The sequence below is a fragment of the Bacteroides sp. AF34-31BH genome (assembly GCF_003602795.1).
GTDB classification, from domain to species: Bacteria; Bacteroidota; Bacteroidia; order Bacteroidales; family Bacteroidaceae; genus Bacteroides; species Bacteroides uniformis.
Map to the genome: position 1 here is coordinate 1 of NZ_QTLV01000010.1, position 20140 is coordinate 20140.

Annotated in this window: 18 protein-coding genes and 1 pseudogene; all 19 read right to left on the reverse strand. The window is 42.3% G+C overall.

Annotation, left to right across the window (positions count from 1 at the left end; genetic code table 11):
- Positions 1-554, reverse strand: a pseudogene (locus DWZ67_RS14350) (hypothetical protein); the annotation flags it as partial.
- Positions 536-1438, reverse strand: coding sequence for a signal peptidase I (gene lepB, locus DWZ67_RS14355; protein ID WP_120139141.1), 903 nt, complete (start codon positions 1436-1438; stop codon positions 536-538). The pseudogene DWZ67_RS14350 and the gene lepB (DWZ67_RS14355), both read right to left, overlap by 19 nt.
- A gap of 7 nt (positions 1439-1445) precedes the next feature.
- Positions 1446-3446 carry a hypothetical protein gene (locus DWZ67_RS14360; RefSeq protein ID WP_120139143.1) on the reverse strand — a complete coding sequence of 667 codons (2001 nt, stop codon included), beginning with the start codon at positions 3444-3446 and terminating at the stop codon, positions 1446-1448.
- A gap of 12 nt (positions 3447-3458) precedes the next feature.
- Entirely contained in the window at positions 3459-4355 is an 897-nt protein-coding gene (gene lepB / locus DWZ67_RS14365) for a signal peptidase I (protein ID WP_120139145.1), read from the reverse strand.
- A complete protein-coding gene (locus DWZ67_RS14370) occupies positions 4352-6253 on the reverse strand; it encodes a hypothetical protein (protein ID WP_035450051.1) in 1902 nt (633 codons plus the stop codon). The genes lepB (DWZ67_RS14365) and DWZ67_RS14370 overlap by 4 nt, the downstream gene beginning before the upstream one ends.
- Before the next feature lie 35 nt (positions 6254-6288).
- Positions 6289-7161, reverse strand: a complete 873-nt coding sequence (locus DWZ67_RS14375; protein WP_016274093.1) for a DUF1573 domain-containing protein — start codon at positions 7159-7161, stop codon at positions 6289-6291.
- A 27-nt stretch (positions 7162-7188) separates the two neighbouring features.
- Positions 7189-8190 carry a hypothetical protein gene (locus DWZ67_RS14380; protein ID WP_133302946.1) on the reverse strand — a complete coding sequence of 334 codons (1002 nt, stop codon included), beginning with the start codon at positions 8188-8190 and terminating at the stop codon, positions 7189-7191.
- Positions 8180-9178, reverse strand: coding sequence for a hypothetical protein (locus tag DWZ67_RS14385; protein ID WP_016274095.1), 999 nt, complete (start codon positions 9176-9178; stop codon positions 8180-8182). The genes DWZ67_RS14380 and DWZ67_RS14385 overlap by 11 nt, the downstream gene beginning before the upstream one ends.
- A 119-nt stretch (positions 9179-9297) precedes the next feature.
- On the reverse strand, positions 9298-9558 hold the full coding sequence (locus DWZ67_RS14390; protein WP_016274096.1) for an NVEALA domain-containing protein: 261 nt from the start codon (positions 9556-9558) through the stop codon (positions 9298-9300).
- 154 nt (positions 9559-9712) lie between these two features.
- Positions 9713-10585, reverse strand: coding sequence for a DUF1573 domain-containing protein (locus DWZ67_RS14395; RefSeq protein ID WP_016274097.1), 873 nt, complete (start codon positions 10583-10585; stop codon positions 9713-9715).
- A gap of 16 nt (positions 10586-10601) precedes the next feature.
- Positions 10602-11690: a DUF4221 domain-containing protein gene (locus DWZ67_RS14400; protein WP_230469233.1), complete on the reverse strand. Its 1089-nt coding sequence runs from the start codon at positions 11688-11690 to the stop codon at positions 10602-10604.
- Between the two features lie 59 nt (positions 11691-11749).
- Entirely contained in the window at positions 11750-11992 is a 243-nt protein-coding gene (locus tag DWZ67_RS14405) for an NVEALA domain-containing protein (protein WP_016274099.1), read from the reverse strand.
- A gap of 209 nt (positions 11993-12201) precedes the next feature.
- Positions 12202-13257 (reverse strand): BF3164 family lipoprotein, encoded by a 1056-nt coding sequence (locus DWZ67_RS14415; protein ID WP_410492081.1) that lies wholly within the window; start codon positions 13255-13257, stop codon positions 12202-12204.
- Entirely contained in the window at positions 13241-13477 is a 237-nt protein-coding gene (locus DWZ67_RS14420; RefSeq protein ID WP_117866960.1) for an NVEALA domain-containing protein, read from the reverse strand. The genes DWZ67_RS14415 and DWZ67_RS14420 overlap by 17 nt, the downstream gene beginning before the upstream one ends.
- A gap of 148 nt (positions 13478-13625) precedes the next feature.
- Positions 13626-14717: a transcriptional regulator gene (locus DWZ67_RS14425; RefSeq protein ID WP_243635171.1), complete on the reverse strand. Its 1092-nt coding sequence runs from the start codon at positions 14715-14717 to the stop codon at positions 13626-13628.
- Positions 14718-14904: 187 nt separating this feature from the next.
- The gene (locus tag DWZ67_RS14430; RefSeq protein ID WP_120139151.1) at positions 14905-16470 is read right to left on the reverse strand and encodes an ATP-binding protein; all 1566 of its coding nucleotides are present in this window, start codon (positions 16468-16470) and stop codon (positions 14905-14907) included.
- A gap of 465 nt (positions 16471-16935) precedes the next feature.
- Complete coding sequence (gene nagB, locus DWZ67_RS14435) at positions 16936-17748, reverse strand: glucosamine-6-phosphate deaminase (RefSeq protein ID WP_005823882.1); 813 nt, start codon at positions 17746-17748, stop codon at positions 16936-16938.
- 43 nt (positions 17749-17791) lie between these two features.
- Positions 17792-18991 (reverse strand): FprA family A-type flavoprotein, encoded by a 1200-nt coding sequence (locus tag DWZ67_RS14440; protein WP_016274104.1) that lies wholly within the window; start codon positions 18989-18991, stop codon positions 17792-17794.
- Between the two features lie 62 nt (positions 18992-19053).
- Positions 19054-19983, reverse strand: a complete 930-nt coding sequence (locus DWZ67_RS14445) for a TIGR01212 family radical SAM protein (RefSeq protein WP_117713609.1) — start codon at positions 19981-19983, stop codon at positions 19054-19056.
- Between the last annotated feature and the right edge of the window lie 157 nt (positions 19984-20140).

Consider the following 20140-nt stretch of genomic DNA (forward strand, 5'->3'; position numbering starts at 1 on the left):
CATGCCGAACGGCTCATTCCTGCCGGAAGCACACAAAGGATAAGCAGCATCACACCACCAGCGACCATAGTTCCAGCCTTATCCATCACCTTTTTCCATCTTCTTCCATCATTCCGGTCAGAGCAGAGAATCTCCCCCCTCTTGGTCAGCCATTGATGCAGACAGACCGGAAGTATCATGGCCAAATAGCCGGAATAAGGCCCCGGATTGAAGAAAGAACCTGTCAATACATACAAGGAATGGTTGGACACAGCATAACCATAAAGCTGCCTCAATCCCCAAACAGCCTCAATGCCAGCCCAAACAACCAATGTCCAGGAAATCACAGAATCCAACGTTATCAAACGATTGCGAGTCATAAAGAAAAATACCAGCAGAATACATCCTGTCCCCCAAAGAGAAGTCTTGTCAAAGTGCACCCATTGCCCGACTGTTTCTCCCGGAAGGAGACCGGAGGCATCAAAGCCAACCAATGAAAATAAGGTCATAGAGACCATCCAAAGCATCACCCATACAGTTATCTGCCTAACTTCACTCAATCTATTTCCTTCCATACCCGTTCCCATTTTATACTTCCTGACCTATCATCCTTCGATTTCCAAATGCGTAGAGCCCTGCCTACAATAAAAGGTTCAGGCAACAATCCCCAATAGCGTGAGTCTTTCGAGTTCTCCATCTTGTCACCGGATACGAAATAATAATTCTCACGGAAACAGTATCTGCTTATAACACTGTCTCCCAATAATACAGTATCCCTCCTGAACGTCAGTTTCTCCTTCTGTTCCCATTCTATCAGATTTCTATAAAGCATCCGGTTCAGTGAATCCATCTCTACCACACTTCCCTTAGCCGGTATATACAATGGTCCAAATTCCGCAATGCTCCAGCCCAGTTCTTTATTAAAAGGATAACTTTCAACCACTATTCCCCTATTCACAAATTCCTCGGAGTCAAGTAATTTTTGCAATTTATCTTGTGCAGCAGTATTCCCCAAGTATCCGTCATGCCCTTTCACCCTATAATGGCAGTCCTTGATTTCCAAAGTGTCTCCCGGAACTGCTATACAACGCTTTACATAATATGACATTACATCAAAGGCAATGCTGTCCCATCTTCCCGGATAAGGGAAATTGAATACAAGCACATCATTCCTCTTGAATTTCCTCCACCCAGGCATACGGTGAATTTTCACCTCCTTCTTTTCCAATGCGGCAAACACATCGAACAGCCTCGCTCCTTTTGAACATTTATCTACCAATATACAATCACCCGTCTGCAAAGACGGTTCCATCGAATCGGAAGGAATCTTGAAGGAAGTAACTATAAAGACTCCTGATACCAAATATACCACAAACAACATACAAAAGAAGAAGATCATATTCAACAATCTGCCTCCCCACACTTTCAACCAACTTTTCTGTCTATCGTTCGTCTCCATTTTCTTTTTACATCAACAACATTTCTCCATCTTTATAAACAAAAATCCGGCCAGTATATTCCTTACCATTTCCCATGTGTCTGTCCAACCTGAACAACCCATTTCCCGGCACATTTTCAAAGAATAAAACGCCACACTTATCCCCTTCCCGTTCTTCCAACAGTTGCCAACCGCTTTCTTTCCATATATACAGCCCATATACACTGTCGTCAGTTATCTGCGACGTCACATAAGGGACTATCACCACCGACGTCAACCGGCATGTTTCTCCCAAGTCTATCTCCAGAACTTTCTCCTTTACTTTTGCCCGAAAACAAGTGGCAGTAAACCTATCGAACACAGTTTCCATCCTGGTTTCCGACAAAGGCTCCAGAGCAGACGAAATACGCGGATTCTTCACCCGTCCCTCCCGGGTATAAAAAGCGAGTTCTCCCAATGCCATGCTATCCGTCGGCAGATGCATCTTGAGAAAACGCACCCCGGAATCATGACATATATCGTATACCATACGCCTTGCCGGAAGTTCTCTGTCAAAATTACACAACGTGTCTTCTTTTCCGTCCTCAGCCTGTACCGTGATACTTGCATCTCTCAGACATTTGGCGTACCTGCTATTCCAATAAGGTGTCAACATCATATTCCTTACTGCCAATGTGTCTTCTCCCGGAGTCTTGCCATCCAGCAATACCGTCTCCCCATCCGCCTTCAACCACAAAGGTGGAGCGGCAGGCAGTATACATCCTTTCCTATAATAAGCAGGTAAGTACACTATGTTCCGCCCCATATCCCTGAACACAGCTTTTCTACCCTCTATTTTTCCAAATTGTACCGGAGCCCATCCTTTAGAATCAGATACACACAGATAGGCATATTCAGCATCTTCCGGTGTGCCCTCTGTCAGCTCCACCTCTACGTCAGTCCCTTCAAAGTATTGTGCCGAAACATCTATCATCTTGAAATTCCTAAACAACGAAGGGATATCCTCCATCACAACCCCTTTGTCCAGCAAGGTAGCCTCTACATGTGTGGCATAAGTCTTCCTATACACTTTTGGACAGCGAAATTCTCCCAACCCAAACATCGCATGTAGCCCCAGATTAGCGTAAAGCCGATTGTGGAACCAATTCCGATGTGTCACAAAGGGATCAAAAGCATAATGTTTCCCATTCATCACCAGCACATTCCACGAATGCTCGCCCGCCCTATTTCCCCACAATGGTACAAAATCGACTGTTATAGGCATACCTAAAGCAGAAAACAACAAAGAGTTGAATACCCCTTTTTCGACACATGTCCCACCACCCATTTTTTGCAGCGCTCCACAACTGACAGCCGGCACATTCGCCCCATTAAAAGAAGAAAAAGCGATCTTTGCTTGCAGACGCATCAACGAGTCCACATCGGCATTGAATGTACTGTTATTGCGGGAAAAGAATCCTTTATACTCATTTGCAAAATCAGCACGCGATCCGTCCAGCACAAAACTGCCTCGATAGAAAGGAAGTATGTACTCACAAAACTCCTCGAAAGGGCAATCCCGTGAATATACATTCTCTTTCCAAACACGAAAGGCAAGGTCAATCTCGGCTATCATCTGGCGTGCCGTCACCACCTGCAAAAGAGGTACAGTACTGATGTCGACATTCCTTCCATCCCGAAAAGCACTCCACAAACTATCCACCCCATTCACCCAACGCATCCGCTGCTTGTCCTTGTAAAGCTCCCGCAAGGTGTCGCATTGTTCATAGAAAGGAGCAAGCCGTTCTTGCACAGCAGAATCCACGACATAAATACCTACCATATTTGCTATCAGAAATTCAGCAGCCTCACGCTTCTCCGCACTGTCTACATAATGCTCCAGCACTTTCTCCAATTCCGCACGATTACTACCCGACAAGGCAAGCATTTCTTCCACTCTGGCTGGATACCGGCTGCACGATGCCACCATGAAACATATCAGCAAACATTTCGTAATCCATCTCCCTATGTAAAAATCCTTATTCTGCATTTCCCGTTTGCCTTATTCTATTTTCTTCCATACCCGTCCCCATTTTATACTTCCTGACCTATCATCCTTCGATTTCCAAATACGTAGAGCCCTGCCTACAATAAAAGGTTCAGGCAACAGTCCCCAATAGCGTGAATCTTTCGAGTTTTCCATCTTGTCACCGGATACGAAATAATAATTCTCACGGAAACAGTATCTGCTTATAACACTGTCTCCCAATAATACAGTATCCCTCCTGAACGTCAGTTTCTCCTTCTGTTCCCATTCTATCAGATTTCTATAAAGCATCCGGTTCAGTGAATCCATCTCTACTACACTTCCTTTAGCCGGTATGTACAATGGCCCAAATTCGGCAATGCTCCAGCCCAGTTCTTTATCAAAAGGATAACTTTCAACCACTATTCCCCTATTCACAAATTCCTCGGAGTCAAGTAATTTTTGCAATTTATCTTGTGCAGCAGTATTCCCCAAGTATCCGTCATGCCCTTTCACCCTATAATGGCAGTCCTTGATTTCCAAAGTGTCTCCCGGAACTGCTATACAACGCTTTACATAATATGACATTACATCAAAGGCAATGCTGTCCCAACTTCCCGGATAAGGAAAATTGAATACAAGCACATCATTCCTCTTGAACTCCCTCCATCCGGGCATACGATGAATCTTAACCTCTTTCCTTTCCAATGCGGCAAACACATCGAACAGCCTCGCTCCTTTTGAGCACTTATCAACCAGAATATAGTCTCCTGCCAACAAGGAAGGTTCCATCGAATCAGAAGGAATCTTAAAGGAAATGGCAAGCAACAACTGAGCCAACAGTCCCCCAAAAGCCACAAAACACAATCCATTGACTAAATTAATGCCCCAAGCCAACAACTTACGCAAGAATAAATTATTCCGAAACCTCATTTCCCAAAATTTGATATGAAAACCTGCTTTCCGTTCTCAATCCGAAATACTTGCTCCTCTTTGCCACGTGTGATGTCATGAAGATAAAAAAGTGCGCCCCTAGGCATGTTGTCATACACCAAAAAAGTATCGGTAGCCTTTTTCTGTCCCAACGAAATCCATCCATCTTTTCCCCCATGATAAAACAACTCATAAACATCGCCTATACGGACAAAATTATCATCATTTCTGGGCATATACATCAATTCATTGAAACATATCTCCTTACCAAAATCAATCACCATAGAAGCACCTCCCTTTTTAGGTAAATAGTAAGTAAGCACGTCACCGTCAATAATATTATCTATTTTAAGATACTTATTTTCCGAAACATCTCCTTCTATTTTCAGAGGATTCACCTTCACTCCATCATAACTGAAAGACAACTCGGCCAATTCAATACGTATATCTTTTGGCGTAGAGAACCTAACATACCGTCCTTTCACCGGTTCTGGCAAATGTATAAAAGTACGGTTGGTATGTGGGGTATCGCAAATACAATAAAATGGTTCATTCCCTGAAAAATCTTTTCTATTTGACACCTCAAATTTACTGCCTACCATGATATTGAAACAGTATCTAATCCAGTCAAAGAAAGCAGCTTTTCTTTTTAAAACGACAGTATCCTTTACAGACAAATCAGGAATGTAAGGATGTGCCTCCTTACCGTCAAAGAAAAAGGGATAACCTATGGGCTTATAGGTTGAATTCTCATAAGCAAGAGGCATATATATCATTTTAGCCTCTATATTATTGAAAGTCGCTTTTCCTTTCCTCAATTTAGCTATATCCACTCCCTCTCCTGCCGTTTGCGGACGAAATACTCCCAAATATACATAGTCGTCTTCTACATCACTTAAATCCAACACCAAATCATCTTTAAAATAATCTTCAGAAACATCCTTCACAAAACAATGTCTGAACAAGGGAGGTATCTCATCTTTCACACTCAGAAACTTCAGTTTCTCTTTTTGTAGACCATAACAATAGCGAAATACCTTCCCTATCCTTCTTCCGTCCACGTCCCACTTAAATTTAGCCACATGGAAAGAGTTTATATTAACAAAATTTCCCAAAGAATCTCTCACTACATCCCAGATATGGCCCATTCGGGATTCCGATTCAAAGAAATACACGTCTGCTGTGGCCGGAATTCCTAATGAGCGCAAAACATAAAGTCCAAAATCACACATGTCCACACATTTTCCGGCCCGATGCTCCAATAGGAAAAGAGCACCCATATGAGGTGAATCAAAGTCATTATTAAACCGAAATCCCCTTTCCCTCAGGTTCTCCATAACAACCTTCGTGGCTTCCATTACATCTGTTCCTATATAAACAGAGTCCAATAAAAACGAGAATTCCTCGCTGTATACACTCCGCCAGTCTTCAAGCGTTTCATCACCGATACGATAAGGAAGAATCAATTCACAGAAATCATCAAAGGAAAGATCTTTATTCCAAGGCCTTTTCTTCCAGACCACAAAGGCTTGATCTATATTACGAATCAGATAATCAGCAGTTATAACATGAATATCATACTCTTTATTCATCATCGAAGCCGGATATTTCTCCCATTTTGCTACTTGACTACTATCAATGATACCAAAAGAATCCGTAGTTGCTTTCCAATATCTCAACGTATCTATCAGCCACCCTTTGTAACTGTAACATTTAGGCATATTCTCAATCAAAAAGCAAGCTGCTTTATATTTCTCCCCACTATCTTTATAGTGGATAAGTACCTTTTCTAACTCGCCCCGATTACTCCCAGCCAGTTCAAGCGCTTTACTCAAACGATGGTTGTTCACACAAGAGCAAAGAAGCAATAATGTAAACAACCACACAGATTTCCTCATACCTTATTAATTTTCGTTTTTACTTTTTTAAACACTCACTGTGCATTACCAGAAACCGTAAGTATTATCGGAGATGACTCCGAATTACAATGTATTCTTACTGTTTTACTAAAATGTTCAGGATGTTCTGCCTTATAAATAATAGACAAATTCAAATCCATTCCCGGACGAACCGGCTCTTTAGAGTACTCTACAGAAATACAGCCACAAGACGTATCCACCCCTTCTATTGCCAACAGTTTATCGCCTACATTTTTCATGATAAAAGTAACCTTCTGTTCTTTTTGCCAGTCGAAATTCCCCATAGATGTCGAAACTTTATCCACATCAACAATTGTTTGAACAACATTGTCTTCATCATCAGATTTTACTTCTCTGCCTTGTATAATCTTCAAATAGAGCTCTCGTACTTTCAAATTATGGATAGGATTACCCATAGCTACAACTCTATTATCATTATCCAACAAAAAAGTTTGAAATGCCATATCAGCAGGAAAATGATTCAACTTATTCAAGTAGTCTCCTTCATCAATACAAATCGGATGTTTAAACCTTTCCACCCGTAAAGTTTGATATATCTCCATTCCATTTTTAGGACACAAGAAAAAAAGGAACTGTACCGTATGAGGTCGTATAGAATCGACTACGGTGATAAACTTTTCCCATTCAGCAAGTTTCAGTTTACAACTGGTACAACCCGTAGAATCAATATAAGTCAATATTTTATATGCGTTTTGAATGGGATATTCTACCGTATCTTTTCCTTGAATCGTAAAAACCGGCCTAGCAGGAAAACTCAATTCTTTTCCTATCCATTTCTGTAACAAAGAAAAAGATTTGTCTTTATTGGATTTTCCACATGAAGCAAATACCACAAAACCTAAGATTATTATTATAAAATTCTTCATAAGTTATCATTTATAAACTACCTTCAATCAATTATCTAATAAATCCATCTTGAAGAATCGTGTACTTTCATAATCAGAGCAACTTCCACAAAGAATTTTTCTCTCTTCATCTACAAATATATCATTGATAAGCACACTGAAACGATATTTAGCGACCAAATTCCCTTCCCAATCCAAAACCAACAAATTGCAATGCGGAAGCAAAGGCCCCGCACCCAACTGATTCGGATTTATCAAATAAATATACCTATCCGTTACAAACGGACAACTAAAATGCCAATACTGCTCTGAAGGGCGAGCGGGAACTACCTTGTAATTTCCCAGCCCACCTTCCAGAAAGACGTCATGCCGCAAATTTTCATTCCGATCATAGATCCGGATACGTCTCAAAGAAGCGTAAGTAACCACAAAAGCACTCCTATCCGGTTTCATCATCAGATAATGATAATAAGCCGATTTAAAGCTTTCCAAATTCTTAAAACGAATATCATTTTCCGGATAATTCCCCCCTGAGACATTCCTTCCCGTCTGAATATCTGTCACATGATATTCAGACACTCCCGGATGTTTTCTCCTATCTGCATATATATACACCCCGGGATTCAACTCTTGCACCGTCCCAATATTTTCACTTACTTTATAAATAAAAAAAGAAGATGTTTTACACAAGGAATCACTTTTCAAGGTATAGGCATCCACTTCTCCTCCCGATTCAAGATACAAACAATCTTTTCCTTGAGAAACAGAAAAACGACCGGGAAGCACCATTTTCTTTATGAATTTTAAATCGGGGTAATCATAGATTCCTACTTCTTCATATCCCCCAAAAGCAATCACCCGATTGTTGATTCTATTCATCCGAGCGGGACGTACCAATTCTTCTGCTGGATATGTCTTAATAGGAAGCATTGTATCTATAGGAAAATGTTCTTTATAGACGACAGCCACAGCATTACGCTGTTCCCCACAAGCCACACAAAGAAGTAGTGCAACGCAAATAACGATTAAATGCCCTATCTTATAATTCATATTTCACCAAGACAAAATCCGGATTCACCCCTATGGCATACAACGTATTACTCTGTTCTTCAGATGCTATACGCATTACGGGAATACCCAAATCAACAATCTTCACTAAATTTCCATCATAATCATACAAGAAAACAGTACGAGGGCATTTGCTTGCATCCCTTCCCACTGTAGATTCATCCGTATCATCTTTACTACGGTCTCGTTGCAATGTAATAATAAAATCCTTACTCATACAGAGTCCCCGGACACCTTTTACCCTGCGGTCAAAAATCACCTCATTGTTCCGAATCTCGTATTCGTCACCATCCGTTCGCCATTCCCATACAAATGAAAATTCATCCTCACCCTGCTGATACAATGCTAAATAAGGGAAATCATAACAAGAACAGACAAATACTCCACGAGATGCATTATATCCTCTCTCTCCCCCTAAATATTGTTTCACCTGCGGAATGGGATAATTGCCAAACGAAGAAGTCTGCCCATGCAATAGGGTTTCAAAACAATGTTCCGCACCAGCATCCGCAATTCCAATATACACATTCTTGGCATATTCAGCCATGGCAGGACGCGATAACCGTTCCTCTTCCGTCATAGGAATAAACGCATCTTTACCTTGCGACAAGCTATCAAGAGACAAGAAGCCACGCGTCTTTCCATTAGCATCCACGGCAAAAAAACGATTGTCGATACATGAGCCATTTATACCTCCTGTGATAAATTCACGCGGACCTTCTCCTACCTTTCCCATCACTCCCACTTTACGACCGGTCTCTTTTTCGTGCACATGTACAAAATAGTCGCGCGCAAAAGGGTCCTCCCACACCAAAAAATCACCGGCTACGCGTAAGGTTCCCGGCATGGTAGTTGCTATTTCATCATCCAGCAACTCATAAGTTGCACTCACATATTCTACATTCTGTTTTTTCTCATTTGCACAGCCGTACAAGAAAAAAAGTATAAGCAAATAATAATATGTTTTCATTATATACTATTTTTTATTAGCGAGCACCGCAAAATAGTTACATAATCCAACGAATTTTATAAATATTCTACAGTGCTCTATTTATAGTCTTTAAGCAACCATTAAGCTGTCAAATTCCACTAATAATGACAATTCTTTCGAGTTTCACAACTATTTTTACCATTAGCATACGCATATGTATGATGTACATTAAAGCAAACACAACATTCCCTATCCCAACTGGGGTCACAACCTGGATTCGATATTTCACTACCTGCCAACGCTTCCACATTAGCCAACATCAAATCAGACATAGCTTCCGATTGTTGGTTAGCATAAACACCATATCCTGCCACTGCTGCAAATGCTGCAACAAAAGCCATTTTCAATATTTTTTTCATTGTTTTCTTTGTTTTTCTTAATCAATAATATTTTGTTTTATCTTCCATATCTATCCTTTCAACGGTCGTGATGCATCAACAAGACGTTTGCTGTCCGTTTCTCTTCATCCAACCATTTTCTCGGTATCACTCGCTCCTTCATCACACCAACCAGCTACTTTGCATCCCCACTAATCTTCAAGATTATCGGAGAAGATTCTGAATTACAATGCACTGTTACCGTTTTACTAAAGTGCTCAGGATAATCCGCCTTATAAATGACAAATATTTTCAAATCCATTCCCGGACGAACCGGCTCTTTGGAGTACTCTACAGAAATACAACCACATGACGTATCTACTCCTTCTATTGCCAGTGGTTTATCTCCTATATTTTTTATGGTAAAAGTAGCCTTCTGTTCTTTTTGCCAGTCAAAATCCCCCATAGTTATCGATACCTTATCTACATCGACAATTGTTTGGACAACATTGTCTTCATCATCAGATTTTACTTCTCGACCTTGTATAATCTTCAAATAGAGCTCTCGCACTTTAAGATTATGCACAGGATTACCTATTGCCATAACTTCATTCTTTTCATTGCATAAAAAAGTATGGAAATTGGCATTCTTAGGAAATTTATTAATAATATTAATCGAATCCCATTTATCTATACATATTGGAAAATCAAATCTATTTTCCAACAATAGTCTCTGAATATCTTGTTTTTCTTTAGGAGTGAAATAAAAAAGAAATTGCAACTCACTAGGGCATAAAGAATCCATAGTTTGAATTATCTTTTTCCATTCAGGTAATTGCAGTTTACAACTAGTACATCCTGTCGAATCAACATAAACCACTATCTTTTTTTTAGCCTGCAAATAATAATCTACAGTATCCCGACCTTGTATAGTAAATACAGAATGAGATGGAAAATATAGTTCCTTTCCCTCCCACTCTCGAAACATAGACATTACCACTTCACGTTGTTTATCCTTACAAGAAAACAGCCCCAATATACCGAATAATACAATAACACAATATTTCATTTACAACTATATTTTATTAGGGAAAAAGAATCACATCTATAGCCAAATCTTCCGTATCATCTTCCTCATCTAAAATATTATCAACAAAAAGTGCAACTCCATTATAAGAAACCGACCAACCTGTAAAATTATTATACCGATGTTCCAATAATTTAGACTCACCCAATACTTTCATCTTTTCATCAAAAATCATTAAATATAAAATACGGTCGTTCATTAGTTCATCTCTTCCTCTCTTTTCATCAAAATCAACTCCTCCTAAATGTAAGCGAACATATTTCTTCAACTTCGGTATATACATCACATCAAAAAAATGAGGATTTTGTATTCTGCACTTTTCTATAGTAGAATAATCTGTTCCCGGTTCAACCCTTTCCACTATATTTTCAGTATATTGGCTCTGAGCCGGAACATATTTTCTTTCTCCAGTTTGTATATCAAGAGTATAAACAGAAGACTCAAACGGATAATTATATATAATATCCGTTGTTGTAAAATTTACATTAGGAGCATTTATAAAGGCATATCCGGAAGTTATATCTGGAATAATTCTAGAGGGTTCCAATTCATAATCTATAGCATCTTTTCCCTTATCCAGAAACAATTCTCTAACCACAAAAGTCTGGGATGCCATTTTTTTGACTAAAAACATTAATGATTGACGAATTTCATTATAATACAAGTGAGAAGTGAACATCGCATGATTAGTGTTAATCAATAATTGTTCTGTATCTTGTAAATACTCTTTCAAATTCACCGTAGTTTTAATCTGTCCTGCATTATCCAACAAGAACACACGTTCCGATTCATCAGACATCCATATCGAATCTAACGAATTGGCATATAATCCGGTCAAAGAAATCACAGCATCAGGACCTTCATCAGACAATATAGTTTGAGTGACCTCTTTCGACTGTAAATTCATATAGTCCAATGAATGCAGCCTATAATTATAACCAATAAGGAAATCTGCCGAATCTGTATGAACTGCAGAAGATAAATAATAAGACTTAAGCTGCAATACAGTTTGTGGAGGAAATTTCATTTCCTCCACTTCTACTTCAACGATATTATTTTTTATCTTATTTTGCGATTTCTGCTCCATGCACGATGCCAAAAACGCTATAAGTATAAAGAATATAAATTTCAAAGACTTCATAACCATTAACAATATGTCAATGTTCCACACCTATTCCCTTCATCATACTTAGTGGAACGACATTCAGAACCCGGACCATTTTTGCAAGGAGCTACATAAAAAGGTCTATCATATTCACTACCTGCCAACGCTTCCACATTAGCCAACATCAAATCAGACATAGTTTCCGATTGTTGGTTAGCATAAACACCGTATCCTGCCACTGCCGCAAATGCTGCAACAAAAGCTATTTTCATTATCTTTTTCATTGTTTTCTTTGTTTTTCTTAATCAATAATATTTTGTTTTGTCTTCCATATCTATCCTTTCAATGGGAAAGCAAACATTTTGCTTATTCAATCCAAATCCGTATCTTTGCCTCGACCTCCTTTCTGGGTGGGTTATGGAACGGACGGCTCATCATGCACCAACAAGACGTTTGCCGTCCGTTCCTCTCCATTCCTATTTATATTTTTCTTTTATTTCATTGTATACTCTATTATCGGTTCATCCTTGTTTACATCCGTAGCAAGAATCGTCCCTTTTTGCTCATTTACAGAGATGCCATAGATACAATGGTCGAGTACATATTTACAGAGAGGTTCTCCTTTCAGGTTGAATACATAAATATATTGTCCACCATCCACTTGGATGCCTTTCCGTGCATTCTGGGCTATTTCTTTAAAAGAACGTCCGTGAAAAACGGCATAAATGGCACTGTCCGTCACTTGCACATCGCTGAAGCCCATGATGCCCGTAGGAATGCCATAGCCTTCTGACAATTTGAATTCCGGCTCGCCATGAGGCCCGATACGTACCACGTGCGTGCTGTCTTTCAAGTTAAAGACTTCAAGCACTTCGCCCAGTTGGGTGACCGCCGCCAGCACTCCGTTTCGGGGATTGTAATCGATGAAGCTGCGCCATGCCTGCGCCAATGCAGGACGAGCATGCTTCATGGCATCCTCATTGGAAGAAAGGATTGCCCCCATTTTATACAACAGTCCGCCTTGCCTGTTCACCCGACAAAAACGGTTGTCTCCCGAATAATCGGGAATAATAAAGGTAGAATCATCCACCATCACAAAGTCCAAAGCCCGAAGAATATCTTTATCCAGGTTCACTGCTTCTTGACGAAACAGTGAATCACCGGATAAATCACAACCAAACCGAGTTAATTCAGACTTGTTGGCATCGAGAGACCACAAAGATTCCCCATACCACCGGATATTTTCGACAGAAATCTGCTCATCAGGAGATTCTCCCCGCTTGCCGAAAGAGGATATGTAGTGAAATTCCGGATAACTGAAAGCATGACAGAAATAGTCTGTCCCATGCAAATCCATCACCACAGCCTTATCTCCCTGTATCCGAATACGGAAAGGGTAACGGAACAAAGCTGTATCCAGCGGAATAACTGTTCCTTTCAGTTCCCGCGTTTGCGAGAAATCTGTATAAGACAATCCTTCACAGTGGGGAGTAGAGGTACATGCCGTTAAAGCAATGAACAAGAACAATATGTTAATAAAGTTCTTCAAAGCTATATTTCGTTGCTACATATTGTACCTTACTATGATTGATCGGACAATCCACAGAACCAACGCCAGCACATCTATAATCGTTCCCCGATTCTCCGGATGCCAAAGCTTCTATATTCTCCAATATCAAGTACTCTAATTTTTTACATTTGGTATTTAATCGAAAGGATGCGACGACTGCTACCAAAAACAAACCAATAAATAAGATTTTCTTTTTCATGTTTTTCATATTAATAACTGCAATTTGAATGATGGTGACAAAGGTGTAGAAAACAAAAGCTTCATCCAAATTTTCGGGCTGACAATAACTGACAATCAAGTAAAAACAGGCATTGTCAGTTATTGCCAACCTATTGTAGAGAGACTACTTACTCTGGGATTTCTTCGATGAAATGGGGATTTTTTAATTGGTAACTGAAGTTTTTATTTTCTATCTTATAATTTGAAATTCGAGATAAATATCCACGTAATCTTTTGATATTTGTATGCAGATTATTCAAAGTACCGTTACCATCCGGCCATAGTAGATTCAGAATTTCATCATTAGACAGTTTGAAGTCTTTGGCATCCAAAAAACCTCGCAGCAATTTGGCCGATAGTGGAGTCAACTTCACACACAAATCACCGTTTTTCAACATATCCAAATCAGCATCAAAACGTAATCCATCCTCCAACCGATAAATATGTAATTGACTTTCATGGCAGACAATTACCGGAACTTCCTTTTCTACAACGACAGATATTTCCTTGACAAAAAGACGATGATAAATCCGACTCATATAGTCGTGCACAAAGTACAGCAAAGTGCAACAGACAATCAAAGCACCCAGCAAAAACATATCCTTCCAAGAAAAAATCATCCACCAAGGACCATAAAGGTATCCGGTGACACCCACTTCGCATCTATATCCTAAATAATGAGTATCCAAACTATCCGATTTTGACAAATAAAGAGAGTCTTCGGAATAACTACAAGCCTCATGCTCCCACCAATCCGTCACAAATATGCGTACTACCGTTTTTCCGGGATACTCAATCTGCCCCAACAATTCCTTCCACAGCAAGTTCAAGGAGTCGGCAATCAAAGGGTGGTCTTCAAGTACAATCGAACGTATTAACCTCCAATCAGAAGGACGCTCTATATTATGAATATGCTTTTCATAAGGTATGATGAAACTTTTTTCTCCATATTTACTTATCATAGATACCTTTATCAGTTCCTTCTTTCGGTCATTGGCATCCATGATGGATAAGTCAATATTCTCCTCCACATAGAAAGGTATCTCCATATTTCTTTTCTGCAACTCCTCTCCCAAAGCCACACGAAAAGTACTCCGTGCCTGCGTTTTCCAGAACTCCATCCGGTTCTGATACAAGAACCAACCGGTAATTATTGCTGCAATAATCCCTATAGCAACGCATGTCAATAGCATTTGTCGTCTCTCTCTTTTCTCGTCCATGTGGTGTGTCTAATACTAATCCGCCCCCAAAGTTAAGCATTTTTTTACAAGGGACACCAATCTTAATCATCTTCTTACCGTGCTCGCCTGATAAGAAATGGTAAGATACCATTGCGCAGCAGATAAAATACTTGAAGAAAAACGAGAAAACCATAAAAATATGGCATAAGCATACTTACAAGAGTTTCTAATCCGCTTTAGCTATTTTCCACCCGCCAATCGTCCGCGTGGCACTGTCAAAATTCACACCAATCTTGACCACACGCCTGCCGTCCGCCCGGTAAGGGAGGGCATACTGCTTGCTGTCAATCTGCGCCAACGCCTCTTCCGGGGTACCGTCGTATTTGAACTCGAAGACATAAACGGCATCCTGCAACTGCACCACCACATCCGCACGGCCTACGGAACTCTTCACTTCCGACTCCACATATTGCCCCATCAACCGGAACAACAAATAGAAAATGGTCTGATAATGCTTTTCGGTCTTGTTCTCCAAATCATTGGGAATGGAGGCAAAGAAGGAACGGGTACGCTCCAGGCAGCTCTCCACATCACCCTTCATCAAGTCGCGAAGGAAAGAGACGACGTAGAAGGTGTTGTTCTGGGCAGGCAAGTGCACGTAAGAGGGAAGCAGGGATTCAATGAACCCTTTACGGACCTCACCGTTGGGATAGGCCAAACGATAGATTTGGAAATTACGGTCATAGCCCTTAATGGTCAGATAACCGCTCTGGTAGAGCACCGGGATGGGACTCGTTATCTGTTCCGTAGGCGCATCAAACTGCTCATCGGTAGCCTCAACACCTTCCAGCGCACGCACATCGAAGTCTGCATGGCGCAGAATATCTATCAGGAAAGTAGGCGTGCCCGTGGAGAACCAATAGTTCTTGTATTCTTTGGAATTGAAAGCATTGAACAGGCTGAACGGGTTGTAAATATCCGCACAAGCCTTACTGAAATGATAACCGTCATATTGCCGCTTCAAATGCAAGCATGCCTCCTCGTAAGTCTCATCATTAGCCTCGGCCATCCGCTCAATATCGGGTTTCAACTGCGTCAGCAGTTCCTCCTCGGTGATGCCGCAGAGGGCACTGAAGTCATCGCGCATACTGATATTTTGCAAATTGTTCAGTTCGCTGAAGATGCTCAGCTGGCTGAACTTGCTGATACCCGTGATAAAAAGAAAACGGAGATATTGCCCCAGCCCCTTGAGAGGACTGAAGAACTTGCGCATCTCGTTGCGAAGCTGTTGTTGCAAAAGGGCATCGGAATTACTGTCAAGCAGAGGAGCATCGTACTCGTCAATCAGCACTACAACCGGCTTTCCGGTCTTGGCGTAGGCACGCAGGATGATGCCTTGCAGACGCTCTGCCGCCCCCTCTTCCTCTTCCTTTTTTCCGTAAATTTCTTCCCAACGAGATAAAAACAAATTCAATTGCCCCGTCAAGTCACGCAGCTCAGTATATTTCGTCAAGCTGAAATCAACGTGCAGCACCGGGCAAACCTCCCATTCCTGCTCCAGACGTTCCATAGCCAGCCCTTCGAAAAGTTCCTTTTTCCCCTGGAAATAGGCCTCCAGCGTAGACACGAGCAAGCTTTTGCCAAACCGACGGGGGCGGCTGAAGAAATAAATTTGGTCTGTATTCACCAATTTGTACACCAGCTCCGTCTTATCCACATACACACAATTCCGCGTACGCAGTTGCTCAAAATTCTGTATCCCTATCGGATAGCGTCTGCCACTCAATTCCATAGCTGCTACTGTTTAAATTACAAGTATGACAAAGATAGCACATATTCCGCAAAAAAGAAAGCACGCCCATGGCTTTTTCATCACAAGCCCTCACTGCAAACCTACTGCACATCTTTTGCAGTAACACTGCAAAGGCGTTGCAGTAGCACTGCAAAACAGTTGCAGTGGCACTGCATCTATGTTGCAGCGGCACTGCAAAAACGATGCACTGGTTTTGCAGTGAGTATTTGGTATCTTTAACATTGGCACCCAAAGCCTTACAGCGGAGCAGAGCCCGTTTTCATCATATAACGCCCTGTCCTGAAAACAGTCAACCAAAATCAGGAGAACAAAAAGGGTGAGGGCAAAATTTGCCCTCACCCTTTTAAATTGCTCTCACTCACCCCTGAAACACCGATGAACAAGCAGATGCAGACAAGCGGTGAGGGTGGTGAGGGTGGAATTGCAAAACTTTTATTAGTTTGCTTATTTCAGCAAGCTTTCCGCATCCAGGTGCTCTGCCTCAATATCCTTGAAGTAGCGGTAAGTACCCACCTTCAATTCTTCGGTGGCCGCATCGTCACAAACGATGATACCCTTTTCGTGCATCTGCAAGGCGCTGATAGTCCACATCTGCATCACGGGACCCTCGACTGCATGATAGAGGGCACGTGCCTTGTTGTGTCCGTTTACGATAATCATTACCTCGCGGGCGCTAAGCACAGTACCGACACCGACGGTCAGGGCAGTCTTGGGCACCTTGTTCACGTCGTTGTCAAAGAAACGGGAGTTGGCAATGATGGTATCGGTAGTCAATGTCTTCTGGCGGGTGCGTGACGAAAGGGAAGAACCCGGCTCGTTGAAAGCGATATGTCCGTCGGGGCCGATACCGCCCATGAAGAGGTCGATGCCGCCGTAGGACTTGATTTTCTCTTCATAGCGTGCACACTCGGCATCCAGGTCGGCAGCGTTGCCGTTCAGGATATTGGTGTTCTCCGGCTTGATGTCTATATGGCTGAAGAAGTTGTTCCACATAAAGGAATAGTAGCTTTCGGGATGTTCCTTGGGCAAACCTACATACTCGTCCATATTGAAAGTCACTACATTCTGGAAAGACACGATGCCTTTCTTGTTCAGGTCGATAAGTTCCTTGTACATGCCCAACGGAGAAGAACCGGTGGGGCATCCCAATACAAACGGTTTTTCAGGTGTCGGATGAGCGGCCTTGATCTTGGCAGCCACATAATGTGCCGCCCACTTTGATACGGATTGATAATCCGGTTGAATGATTAGTCTCATTGTGATTGTTTTATTAGGTTAATAAATTAGGGGTAATTTTCAACTACTTCCTATCCTTCTTCAAACGCTCTGCCATGGCACGTGCCAGGTTTTCGCATTGTTCGTAAGTAATGTCCTTCATGGCCTGCTTCATCTCTACCGGGTCGCCCACAATCTCGAACTTGCTCTTTTCGGCAAACTCGCCCATGCGCTTCACGGCGGCACCCGCCCAGCAGAAGGAGCCGAAGTATCCCAGATAGCGTCCCTTCACTTCGCGTACCAGAATCTTGGAGAGCAAGGATTCTATCTCAGGATAAATCTGGTTGCTGTAGGTGGGGCTGCCGATGATAAGTCCGCGATACTTGAATATGTCGGCAATGATATAAGAAGGATTGCTCTTGCTCACATTGTGCATCACGATGTTCCTGATGCCCTGTGCAGAAAGTTCCGCCGCAATGGCTTCCGCCATCTGCTCCGTGTTGCCGTACATGGAACCGTAAGCAATGACCACACCTTCGTCAGCGGCGTAGCGGCTCAACTTGTCGTAGATGCCGATAACCTTGGCTATGTTTTCCGTCCACACCGGCCCGTGCGTGGAGCAGATGGTGGAAATGGGCAGACCGCCCAGCTTGGCAAGTGCCTTCTGCACCGGAGAGCCGTACTTGCCCACGATGTTGGAATAGTAACGCACCATCTCGTCCCAGTATCTGTCCAGATTGATGCGCGTATCCAGGAACCCGCCGTCCAACGTACCGAAACAGCCGAAGCCGTCACCGGCGAAAAGGACTCCTTCCGTTTCGTCAAAAGTCATCATCGTCTCGGGCCAGTGCACCATCGGGGTCATATAGAAACGGAGCTTATGATGCCCCAAAGCCAGAAAATCCTCGTCCTTCACCATGTACTGTTCGCCCGTCACGCCATAAAAGCCCTCTATCATGCCGAAGGTCTGCTTGTTGCCCACGATGATGATGTCGGGATAATGCTGCTTTATCAGGCGGATAGAGCCCGAATGGTCCGGCTCCATATGGTTGATGATGAGATACTGGATGGGGCGCTCGCCGATAATGCTCTTTATCTTGCGCAGATACACCTCGAAGTAGCAGATGTCTACCGTATCGACCAAAGCGACCGTCTCATCATCTATCAGGTAAGAGTTGTAGGAAACCCCGTACGGCAACGGCCACATGCCTTCAAACAAATGCTTATTGCGGTCATTCACTCCCACGTAGTGGATTTTTCCTTTTATCACTGTTTTTGGGTTCATAACTGTATCTTTATTTAGATTGATTCCACATTTAAAGTTGCGGCAAAAATAATTCTTTTTTCTCACATTTCATACTTCTTTCCCTGATATGCACCGAGTTCTTTCATTCTTTTTTGAACCCGGTGATTAAATTCATAATTTTTTAGTCCCCAGTCGGGTGCAATGAGTAGTTCCTTGGGAGACTGGGAAACGAAACGCTCCAGTACCAAGTCCGGCCGCAGATGCTCGATATAGTCTATCACGAGGTCGATATATTCCTCCACACCGAACAGATGGAAATCTTCGGGATGCTGCCGGTACTCCAGAGCCATACGGGTGCCCCTTATCAGTTGCAGCTGATGCATCTTCAAGGTAGTGAGCGGCAGACGGGACAGTACGCCGGCTTGTGCCACGATGCTTTCGTGCGTCTCGCCCGGCAGTCCGAGGATGACATGCCCACCGGTCAGGATTCCGCGCGAAGCGGTTCTTTCCACCGCATCGGCGGCGGCATGGAAAGTATGCCCGCGGTTGATGCGGCAAAGTGTCTTGTCGTCGGTACTCTCTATGCCGTACTCCACTAAAAGGAAGGTATGCCGGTTCATCTCCTCCAGATAGTCCAGCAGGCTGTCGGGCATACAGTCAGGACGGGTGCCGATGACCAGGCCCACCACCCCGTCTGCCGACAAGGCTTCCTCGTATTTCCGCTTCAGGTCTTCCAGTTCGCCATACGTATTGGTATAGGCCTGGAAATAGGCGAGATACTTCATCTCCGGATATTTGTGTGCAAAGAACTGCTTGCCCTCTTCCAGCTGGCGGGTAATGGATTTCTCCGTACGGCAATAATCGGGGTTGAAGGTCTGGTTGTTACAATAGGTGCAACCGCCGACTCCTTTGTTTCCATCCCGGTTGGGGCACGTAAAACCGGCATTCAGCGATATTTTCTGTACCTTATAGGAAAAATATCGCTTCAGAAAAAGAGGGAACTCATTATAGAGCGTAGATTTGGTTTCCATACATATTCCTTATGTAAGTGGCAAATATAGGATTTTTCCGTGGGATGAACCTGCAAAAACAAGAATACTTTCCACCCGATTTGTTAACGAACATAAAACAAAGAATTTCCACCTGTACTAAAAAATGTTTCATCCACTGATATATAACTAATTAATT

Coding starts and splice junctions, on each gene's coding strand:
- lepB (WP_120139141.1), bottom strand. CDS start 1,438: ATGGAGACGAACGATAGACAGAAAAGTTGGTTGAAAGTGTGGGGAGGC.
- DWZ67_RS14360 (WP_120139143.1), bottom strand. CDS start 3,446: ATGCAGAATAAGGATTTTTACATAGGGAGATGGATTACGAAATGTTTG.
- lepB (WP_120139145.1), bottom strand. CDS start 4,355: ATGAGGTTTCGGAATAATTTATTCTTGCGTAAGTTGTTGGCTTGGGGC.
- DWZ67_RS14370 (WP_035450051.1), bottom strand. CDS start 6,253: ATGAGGAAATCTGTGTGGTTGTTTACATTATTGCTTCTTTGCTCTTGT.
- DWZ67_RS14375 (WP_016274093.1), bottom strand. CDS start 7,161: ATGAAGAATTTTATAATAATAATCTTAGGTTTTGTGGTATTTGCTTCA.
- DWZ67_RS14380 (WP_133302946.1), bottom strand. CDS start 8,190: ATGAATTATAAGATAGGGCATTTAATCGTTATTTGCGTTGCACTACTT.
- DWZ67_RS14385 (WP_016274095.1), bottom strand. CDS start 9,178: ATGAAAACATATTATTATTTGCTTATACTTTTTTTCTTGTACGGCTGT.
- DWZ67_RS14390 (WP_016274096.1), bottom strand. CDS start 9,558: ATGAAAAAAATATTGAAAATGGCTTTTGTTGCAGCATTTGCAGCAGTG.
- DWZ67_RS14395 (WP_016274097.1), bottom strand. CDS start 10,585: ATGAAATATTGTGTTATTGTATTATTCGGTATATTGGGGCTGTTTTCT.
- DWZ67_RS14400 (WP_230469233.1), bottom strand. CDS start 11,690: ATGGAGCAGAAATCGCAAAATAAGATAAAAAATAATATCGTTGAAGTA.
- DWZ67_RS14405 (WP_016274099.1), bottom strand. CDS start 11,992: ATGAAAAAGATAATGAAAATAGCTTTTGTTGCAGCATTTGCGGCAGTG.
- DWZ67_RS14420 (WP_117866960.1), bottom strand. CDS start 13,477: ATGAAAAAGAAAATCTTATTTATTGGTTTGTTTTTGGTAGCAGTCGTC.
- DWZ67_RS14425 (WP_243635171.1), bottom strand. CDS start 14,717: ATGGACGAGAAAAGAGAGAGACGACAAATGCTATTGACATGCGTTGCT.
- DWZ67_RS14430 (WP_120139151.1), bottom strand. CDS start 16,470: ATGGAATTGAGTGGCAGACGCTATCCGATAGGGATACAGAATTTTGAG.
- nagB (WP_005823882.1), bottom strand. CDS start 17,748: ATGAGACTAATCATTCAACCGGATTATCAATCCGTATCAAAGTGGGCG.
- DWZ67_RS14440 (WP_016274104.1), bottom strand. CDS start 18,991: ATGAACCCAAAAACAGTGATAAAAGGAAAAATCCACTACGTGGGAGTG.
- DWZ67_RS14445 (WP_117713609.1), bottom strand. CDS start 19,983: ATGGAAACCAAATCTACGCTCTATAATGAGTTCCCTCTTTTTCTGAAG.